This is a genomic window from Streptomyces sp. NPDC059718 (assembly GCF_042733315.1).
In the GTDB taxonomy this organism is placed as follows: domain Bacteria; phylum Actinomycetota; class Actinomycetes; order Streptomycetales; family Streptomycetaceae; genus Actinacidiphila.
The window spans coordinates 1-2,623 of the sequence record NZ_JBHWGA010000121.1 but is presented as its reverse complement, the minus strand read 5'-3'; the positions used below and the strand labels follow the sequence as shown (position 1 = coordinate 2,623).

The 2,623-nt window shown below is 66.7% G+C and carries 3 protein-coding genes; 2 read left to right on the top strand and 1 reads right to left on the bottom strand.

Annotation, left to right across the window (positions count from 1 at the left end):
* Positions 1-174: 174 nt before the first annotated feature.
* On the top strand, positions 175-903 hold the full coding sequence (locus ACFV3E_RS46500; RefSeq protein WP_500542587.1) for an alpha/beta hydrolase: 729 nt from the start codon (positions 175-177) through the stop codon (positions 901-903).
* A gap of 570 nt (positions 904-1,473) precedes the next feature.
* Positions 1,474-1,929, top strand: a complete 456-nt coding sequence (locus tag ACFV3E_RS46495) for an SsgA family sporulation/cell division regulator (protein WP_500542585.1) — start codon at positions 1,474-1,476, stop codon at positions 1,927-1,929.
* A 452-nt stretch (positions 1,930-2,381) separates the two neighbouring features.
* Here the strand turns inward: ACFV3E_RS46495 and ACFV3E_RS46490 are convergent.
* Positions 2,382-2,623 (bottom strand): hypothetical protein (locus ACFV3E_RS46490; RefSeq protein WP_500542583.1); only part of this gene is annotated, 242 nt, incomplete at its 5' end.

Here is a 2,623-nt window from a genome sequence, read left to right as displayed (position 1 = left end):
CACCGCACCATCGGCGCCCACCTCTACCAGATCTACCCCAAACTCGGCATCACCTCCCGCGGCATGCTCCGCGACGCCCTCCAAACCTGACCCCCCGCCCTCTCCTGCTCCCTCACACCACCCGTGCAGCAAGCGGTAGGACGGGCGCCACCCCACTTCAGGAAGACCCAGCACGTGAGCACACTCCCCACCCTCGTCCTGGTCCACGGCGCCTGGCACGGCACCTGGTGCTGGCAGCCCCTGATCGAACACCTCCCCGACCTCGACATACGCACCGTCGCCCTACCCAGCAGCGGCCAGGACCCGGCAGCACTCGGCGGCCTGTACGACGACGCGGAAGCAGTCGCCCACACCATCACCGACATCGACGGCCCCACCGTGATACTCGGCCACTCCTACGGAGGAAGCCCCATCACCGAAGCCGCCGCCACAACCGGCAACGTCCAGCGCCTCATCTACCTCACCGCCCTCATGCAAGACACCGGCGACTCGGTCCTGTCCCTGGCCGGCGGCGTCTACCCGCCCTACTGGGACGTCCACCATGACCCCCACGGCCACACCGGCCACGGCTACTTCGAAGCCACCCAGCCCACCGAGATCCTCTACAACGACGTCGAACCACACCTGGCACAACAAGCCGCCGCCCAACTCGCCCGCCAGTCCCTGACCTCGGTCACCCAACCGCTCACCCACGCCGCCTGGCGCACCATACCCAGCACCTACATCCTGTGCGAACACGACCAAGCCATCCCCCCACCACTCCAGGAAGCCATGGCCACCCGTGCCCAACGCACGATCCGACTCCAATCCGGCCACAGCCCCTTCCTCTCCCAACCCGCCAAACTCGCCCACACCCTCCGCCACGAACTCACCCACCAACCACCACACCACACCCAGCAGTAACCACCCACACCCACACCCACAGACCAACACACGCCAGGCACCGGACCCCGGTCGCCCGACCCCGCAATCCGACCCGCACAAGCCCGCGATCCGGCCCGCACAGGCCCCCGATTCCACCCGGCGCAACCAAACGACCAGCCCGGGGCGGAACACCGCCGCCTTCACTGCGGGTCCTGCGGGAAACAAAGCCAGCGGTGGAGCCGGCCCCTTCCCGCCCGCCACCGCCACGGCTACCAATCTCTACGCGCTACGCAAAGCCCGGGCCGGACGGCGATCAAGAGCGGCCACAAGCGCATCAGAGCCCAAGGGAGAAGCGAGTGCGGGCCGCCGGAGCCATCCGGAAAGAGCCGACTGCGAGGAGAACTACTCGCGGCCGGCTCTGACGCGTGCACGCCGAAACCGGCACACACAAGGCACCAGCGCCCACAGGCACGCCCCAGTCATTTCTCCCCTGGTACCGCGCCGTCCGGCTCCGCAGATAAGCCATGACCCTGGTCGGGTTACCGATGCCCCACTGGTGCCCCCCGAGCCACAGTAGAGAAGTACCCGCAGCTCGAAAGGGGCCTCCCCGTGCCATACCGGCAACCACACTTCCCCACGCGCAAGCCGTCCGCACGCCGCATGAAGTCGCTGCGCCTGCGCGCCGACAGGATCCTCTCGCCCTCGCTCCGCATCCCCCACCAGGCCGAGTTCCACTACGACGAAACCGACCCCCTCGTCGTTACGCTGGCCCTGCACACACCCGAAGGCTCCATCGTCCGCTGGCTGGTCTCCCGTGACCTACTCCTCGAAGGAACCACAGAACCCAGCGGAATCGGAGACGTACGACTGTGGCCCACACGCGTCCGCACCCGCCAGGTCGTCCTCCTACGGCTTGAAGTACACGACATGTCAAGCCTCTTCGAGATGGACCTGGTGCAACTGCAGAAGTGGCTGGAGAAAACATTCCAACTGGTCCCTCCCGGCGCAGAATTCGACCACACCGACTGGACCACAGCCCTCACCACCCTCATGCGAGAGGACTGACCACCCCCCGCCCAGCCAGATGAGAGGGCCACCCACAAAGCCACTGAAGCCGATAAACCCGACAGGTCCTGGCGCCGCGGGTAACGGCACCGGCTTCCTCGACCCAGCCGCAGCGCGTGCCTCCAACTCACGCCAAGGACAACGCCCCCGTTTCCACCAACGGCCACCCAATGCCCGGCGGACCAGAAGGTCACAACCACCACCCGCATACCGACCTACAACACCCAAACCTCAAACATCCCACCAACACCCGCCCCCACCCCCTCCCCACCACCCGCGCCACACCGCGCCGCAGAAGACAACCGCGCTGCGGCAGTGATACGAACCGGGCCGAATTTCTTGGCATGTTCACCTAATCTGTCGGAGCAGAGGGTGGCCACAGCTCACAAGGGGGAAATGATGCTGGTGGTAGAGGCACGGACGTGTGACCTGCCTGCCGACGAACGGTTCGGCTACTGGTGCAGCCTGACGGCGGACGCTCTCCTGCCGAGCACGCTGTCGAGCGCGCATACTGCGAACTTCGAGGCGGAGCTGCGGCTGATGGATCTCGGCAGCGTGCAACTGACGAAGCTCCGGTACCCGCCGCTGCAATCCCTCCGCTTGTCGGTGCTGGCGAGGTAAAGGGCGAAGCCCCAGGTGGTGGCGGATCGGCCGTAGCGCAGGCGCGTCAGTTTGATGCTGCCGCCGACGGCGA